Origin of the sequence: Streptomyces torulosus, assembly GCF_001419765.1 — a bacterium.
GTDB lineage: Bacteria > Actinomycetota > Actinomycetes > Streptomycetales > Streptomycetaceae > Streptomyces > Streptomyces torulosus.
Window position 1 is genome coordinate 1 of record NZ_LIRK01000790.1, and the last position, 5,853, is coordinate 5,853.

General features: G+C 70.4%; 4 protein-coding genes and 2 pseudogenes. 4 read left to right on the top strand and 2 right to left on the bottom strand.

The features are described 5' to 3' along the window. On the bottom strand, positions 1 to 566 hold a 566-nt coding region (locus AOK23_RS52155), incomplete at its 3' end, for an eCIS core domain-containing protein (protein ID WP_420823791.1). An 819-nt stretch (positions 567 to 1,385) separates the two neighbouring features. Between AOK23_RS52155 and AOK23_RS51000 the strand changes: the two genes are divergently transcribed. Both AOK23_RS51000 and AOK23_RS39975 read left to right on the top strand, forming a co-directional pair. Further along, entirely contained in the window at positions 1,386 to 2,756 is a 1,371-nt protein-coding gene (locus tag AOK23_RS51000) for a LysM peptidoglycan-binding domain-containing protein (RefSeq protein WP_055717331.1), read from the top strand. A gap of 390 nt (positions 2,757 to 3,146) precedes the next feature. Beyond that, positions 3,147 to 3,710, top strand: coding sequence for an AfsR/SARP family transcriptional regulator (locus AOK23_RS39975; protein WP_157878297.1), 564 nt, complete (start codon positions 3,147 to 3,149; stop codon positions 3,708 to 3,710). Positions 3,711 to 3,954: 244 nt separating this feature from the next. On the opposite strand, the gene AOK23_RS49115 is transcribed toward AOK23_RS39975, so the two are convergent. Beyond that, positions 3,955 to 4,146 carry a hypothetical protein gene (locus AOK23_RS49115; RefSeq protein ID WP_206336422.1) on the bottom strand — a complete coding sequence of 64 codons (192 nt, stop codon included), beginning with the start codon at positions 4,144 to 4,146 and terminating at the stop codon, positions 3,955 to 3,957. Positions 4,147 to 4,523: 377 nt separating this feature from the next. On the opposite strand from AOK23_RS49115, the pseudogene AOK23_RS46220 reads away from it, so the two are divergent. After that, a pseudogene (locus AOK23_RS46220) lies at positions 4,524 to 4,791 on the top strand (IS110 family transposase); the annotation flags it as partial. Between the two features lie 715 nt (positions 4,792 to 5,506). Then, positions 5,507 to 5,853 (top strand): annotated as a pseudogene (locus tag AOK23_RS48705) (phage tail protein); the annotation flags it as partial.

Below are 5,853 nucleotides of genomic sequence, written 5' to 3' on the forward strand. Positions count from 1 at the left end.
GTGAGGGGGGAGGGTGGGGGAGCGAGTTTCGGTAGTGGTCGTCCATCGCGTGACCGAAGACTCCCATCGTGCAGCAGTCGATAGACCGTTGCGAGATACAGCCGGCCTTCCCCGGCGGCGATATGGGTAAAGACACCGACGAGCTTTTCCCGGGCGCACCCGCGGTGAAGTCGCTGCCGACGAGGTCCGGTACGCGGCCGGCCGCAGCCTGAGTGAGGTTGAGCCTTCTCGGCCGTGGCAGGCAGGGCGCCAGGCCCAGTTCGGGCATGAGGCGGCGGACCAGCTCCCCTCGGCCCAGCGTCGGCCTCCTGCTCCCAGGGGTCGCCGGGCACGCTGACGGTCCACCCTCCGCGCCTGGCTCCGCCGGCCTCGCCACGGGCCTGCTGGACGAGGTGGGCGGCTTCGGGGGCCAGCCGGCCGGAACCCGGACGGGGAGTGCGGCCGATAGGCGCCTCGCCGGAAAACACGTGTGATCCGTCGGCGAACGCCTCGGGGCCCGGACCGCGGGCAAGACGGTCGGCGACAGGCCCGGTGTGGACGCGCATGGCGGACAGATCGGCCCGCAGGCCGTGCTCCGAGGCCGTTCACGGACGACACCTGTACTCGATGAGGAGCGGCTGCTGCTTGACCGCGTGCTGAAGAGCACGAGGGCGGAAGGGGCACCAGGAAGAACAACGGGAAGGACCACCGGAAGAACCGCGCGGGAACCTTCCGGTGCCGGAGCCGGTCCCATCGGCCCTGCCGGCCGGACCGGAGGCGGCGGCCCGCCCGAGGGACAGGGATCGGGCCGCCCTCGATGTGCGAAGGGGGAACTTCACCGCGCCAGGAACGATGGCCCGCGCATGGTCCTGCCCAAGGCCCTGTCCAAGGCTCTCGTCGCGCTCGACCGCGTCGTCGTTCACGAGCAACTCACGTGGTGAGGCCGCTGCCGGAGCAGCTGCGGCGAGCTGCCGGCTCTCGTCCCGACAGCAGCCTCCAGCGGGCCGGACAGCCTCGTTCCCTGCGGTCGTTGCGGTCGCACAATCGTGAAGTACGCGTGGGGCCCGAGTTCCCGTGGAGACGGTCGGATCACGCCGTCGCCAGTACTGCCGCTTTCAATCAACTGCCCTCTTCACACGGCTGCTTGCCGACTACGTTGACGCTCGCTGATCTGGGAGAGGCACCGTCGGCAGATGATCGAGACGGCCGAGCGGGTGACCTTTCCGAGGTCCTGACCGATTCCGCGACCGCGCCCCCTTCACCCCCCTCGCCTTTCCCGCGGCCCGAACCGTCCTGGCCCGCGCCCGGAGCCGGCAAGGCGTGCACCCCACGTCCCCCGCCCGCGTACCCGCGTCGCCCCGCCCGAGCGGGAAGACCTCCGCAAGCCCCGAGAACGGAACTCCGACATGACCACCTTCCACGTCGCGGTCGACCACCCGGACCCCGACACCCATGACGTCACCACCACCTATCTGGGCACCGTCGACCAGGCCCACGTCGACCGGGTACGCGCCATCGCCGCACTTCCGGGCTCCGAGCGCCAGGTCAGGGAACACCCCCGGCGCGAGGGCGCCTTCATGGTCCTGCGCGACGACGGCGACCTGGACGTCTACGAGCCCACCAGCCCGGCCGAGCACGCCGCACACGAGCCCGACCCGCTGCCGGAGGCCCGCGACGACAGCGGCGACCGGTTCGTACGGACCCTGAGCAGCGATAGCCACACCCTGGTCAATGTTCCGCACAGCGCTTCGGGCCCGGCGTACATCGACGGCGTGACCCGGTTCGGCGCGCAGCGCATCGGAGGACCGATGGACACCCCGCTCGAGCCACCGCGGGCCGTGTGGCACACCACCGAGTCCCCAGCCGGCGGCAACTACTTCACGTCCGTGGCCGCCTACCTGATCCGTGCCGGGGCGGAACCGCAGGTGATCTACTGCCCTGTCACCGACCGGCTGGGCCAGTTCGGCCCCCTGAACCGGTCCGCGAGGGCGCTGAAGAACGACGGCACGAAACGCACGAACCGAACCGGCAAGGTCTGCATCCAGATCGAGGTGCTGGGACGTGCCCGCGCTCCGTGGACGAAGGGTTTCGACCCGAAGACCAAGCCGAACTTCCGGAGGCTTCTGGCCGCGATACGCGCGCACGGCATCCCGGACGTGTGGCCCGTCGGGGCCCCGGCGGCCACCGCGGCCGCCGCGACGGAGCGTCCCAGAACCACCTGGGAGAACAAGGGCGGCCACTACGGACACTCCCAGATCCCCGGCCAGGACCACTGGGACCCCGGGGCCATCGACACCGAGATCGTGCCGGGCAGGCCCCGCTCCGCCGGCGGGGGAACCACTCCGGACACCGGGTCCGGTACCTACACCGTGAAGGCGGGCGACACCCTGACCTCCATCGCGGCCGCGCACCGCACGACCGTGAGTGCTCTGCTGTCCCTCAACGGCATCAAGAACGCCAACCAGATATCCGTGGGGCAGAAACTGAAACTGCCGACGGCGGCCCCGGCGAAGCCGCCGACACCGCGGTACGAGCCGTTTCCGGGGACGGCGTTCTTCCACGCTGGCCGCCGCAGCCCCCTGGTCACCGCTCTCGGAAGGCGCCTGGTGGAGCTCGGCTTCGGCAAGCACTACACCTCCGGTCCCGGGCCCGAATGGTCGGAGGCGGACAGGCGCAACGTCGCTGACTTCCAGCGCTCCCGGCCCGAGCTGGCGGGCGACGCGGACGGGATCCCGGGCCCCAGGACGTGGGCCGCGCTGAAGATCCCGAAGCTCTGAAGCGTGCCCAGCCGACGCACCGGCGCCTACGTGCCCGCCGCGGCAGCGGCGGACGCCTGCTGCAGACGGCGGATCCTCTCTCACGGGACACCCCCAGCGACAAAGCCGGGGTGCGGGCTGCCTGTCAGGCGCTGTCCGTCGGGCCGGGCATAGCCAAGTTTCAATATCCACATTGGACACCACCACGATTTGAGGGGCCTTGTGTCGTCGCCTGGTGCGCCTGTGCGCGAATCAGTCAGAAGAGGGCGGATCGAGCTGTTCGACGGTTTCCGTCTCCAGGTGGAAGGCACCTGGATCCATCCCGTGACCAATGGCCAACGACTGCTGGCCTTCTTGAGTCTGCTCGGGCCCGCCCCACGGACCGTCGTCGCCGGGACCCTCTGGTCAGACGTGCCCGAGAACCGAGCGCTGGGCAGCCTGCGGACCACCATGTGGCGGCTCAACCACGCCGTACCCGGACTGATCGTGGCGGCGCGGGGTCAGCTGGCCCTGGCCGAGTTCGTCAGGGTCGACGTGACCGAGTTCGTCGCTACCGCGGGCGCCCGGTTCCGCCACCCCGGCGGTACCGGACTGCACTTGCCGGAATTACGGCTGCGCGAGCTCCTACCCGGCTGGGACGACGACTGGGTGATCTTCGAACGGGATCGGCTGCGCCAGCTCCGCCTGCACCAGCTTGAGGCGGCCGCAGCCGATCTGTGCGCTCTGGGAGGCTATGCGATGGCGCTCGACGCCGCCCTTGAAGCGGTCCGCAGCGAACCACTGCGGGAGAGCGCACGCCGCGCTGTGATAGGGGTCCACCTCGCCGAGGGCAACTTCGCCGAGGCACTGCACGAGTACAAGCGGTTCCGCGCTCTGCTGACGGAGCAACTGGGCGTGGAGCCGTCCCTGGACCTCGCCGACCTGGTGTTCCCGCGAGAACCTCTCCGCAACCGGACGAAGGCGGCCCCGGTCTGATGGGGCGGCTTCCCTAGTCGGTTGGAGGACACGGACCTCTGCCCCGACTGCACCATGGGGCGGCTGGACGCGGAGTCACCCCGGATCTCACGCTGCGGTCAGCGCAGTGCGGGCAGCCGCCAGGGCGTCACGCATCTGGGCCCCGTTGCCACGGACCTGGCGGTCGACGCGTCGAAGATCCGCGAGAAGGTCTCGGGCCGGACGCGACGGCAGGAGTCAGTGGCCGTCGCGGGACGGATGCCCTTCATGAGGGCTGCGGCTTCTCGGCAGACAGGCGGGTGGGAGCTCCGCCCGGCAGCAGGTCCCGCAGGACCACGTGGAGCCGGTTGATTATCCGAGTGCGCTCGTTGACCAGGTCGTCGTACCTCTCGGTCAGCAGCCGCAGGATCGTCGACTGGTTCTCCGGTTCGACCGTGCCAAGTCCTGTCGGAAGCATGCGACCTGAGCGACGTGCAGGGCGTCGGCGGCGTCGGTCTTGCGGTCCCCGCCGGTGGCCGGCAGCCGGGCCCGGGCGGAGTGGGTGGACGGGACGTTCACCACCTTCTCGCCGGCAGCGGCCAGCTGCTGGACGAGGCTGCGGCCCAGGCCCCGCGGGCGCCTTCGACAGCGAAGCGACGCTCGGGCCGACCGGCGTCCTGGACGCTACGGCTGCAGACCATACCTCTGGGTCCGATTCAACAAGTCAGAGGTCCGACTACCGCCTGGCCAGGCCCAATGCCTGGCCGCTTGCGGGCGGCAGGTCTGCATGACGTGGATGCGCGCATACGGCACCGTCGCCATGGCCGGCACGGTCAACTCCCCTGGGAAGGCGCGATGTTCGACGCCGAAGACGTGGGCGTGTTCCTCGGCCTGGACGTCGGCAGGACCACTTGCCACAGCCACTCACCACGGCCACTCACCACGGCCACGGGCTCACCCCGGCCGGGAAGAATTCCTCGACAAGCAGCTGCCCAACAGCGAGCCGAAGCCGCGGGCCGTCTTGGACAAGCTGACGGCGAAGTTCGGCACCGTCCTGGTGATCGTGGACCAGCCCGCCTCGATCGGCGCCCTGCCCCTGACCGTCGCCCAGGCCACCGGCCTCCGCCCGCCTGGTGAAGAACCGCAGTGGCAGGCCCGCGTCCGGGTCCTGGCCGTCGACCCCTGCGTACTCGGCGACGTCGTCGCCCGCGACCTCGAGCGCCTCGCGGCCGCCACCAGGTTCCCCGCCGCCCTCCTCGGCGTCACCATCGAGGACACCAGCACCCGCGGCATCCTCCGGCTGCGCAACGTCTCCGGCGACCTCGAGGTCATCCGCACAGACCGAGGCGACGCCGACGCCGGCGCCGCCATGAGCGCACGTGCCCGCGCCCTCGTCGGCCGCCACGTCTTCGCCGCCGACGGCGACAAGGACGCTGCCCTGCACGCCTGGAACGGGGCCGGCCTTCCCGAGCGCGGCCCGGTCTTCGCCGAGCAGCTCGGCCGGGCGCTCGCGGCGGTGCCCGTCACGGGACGCCCGGCCGGCACCCGTCAGGCGACCGCGCAGGGTGGCCACACGGACTTCACGCAGAGCGGCGCACCGGTCGAGCACTGCCCAGGCCACCCAGAGCTGTTCCCCCGTCCGTATGACCTCGGTCAAACACTCCGTCACCACAGGTTTTTCACCGGGTACTTGTCAATCATGGCCGGTGCCGTGGCTGTCAGAGGTCCGGTGACGCATCAGTGACGGGGCGGTGACGCAGGCCTCACTACGGTCACATCCGTGCGGGCTTGCTCCCGGACTTCCCGGCACACCTTCGACAGACCCGAGATGGGGCAGCATGACGGTTCAGACTTCCTATCCCGGCGTCTACGTCACCGAACTACCGAGCGGGGTACGGACCGTCACCGGGGTCGCGACCTCGGTCACCGCCTTCGTCGGCCGGACCCTGCGCGGCCCCGTGAACCAGGCCACCGTCATCAACAGCCTGGCCGACTACGAGCGCGTCTTCGGCGGGTTGTGGAAGCACAGCACGGTGAGCTTCGCCGTCCGCGACTTCTTCGCCAACGGTGGCGGGCAGGCGGTGGTGGTCCGGCTGGTGAGCACGGGCGATACCGACAAGGCCAAACCGGCCCGACTGGCACTGAGGGCGACCCCGCCTGCGCACGAAGGAACTACGGAAACCCC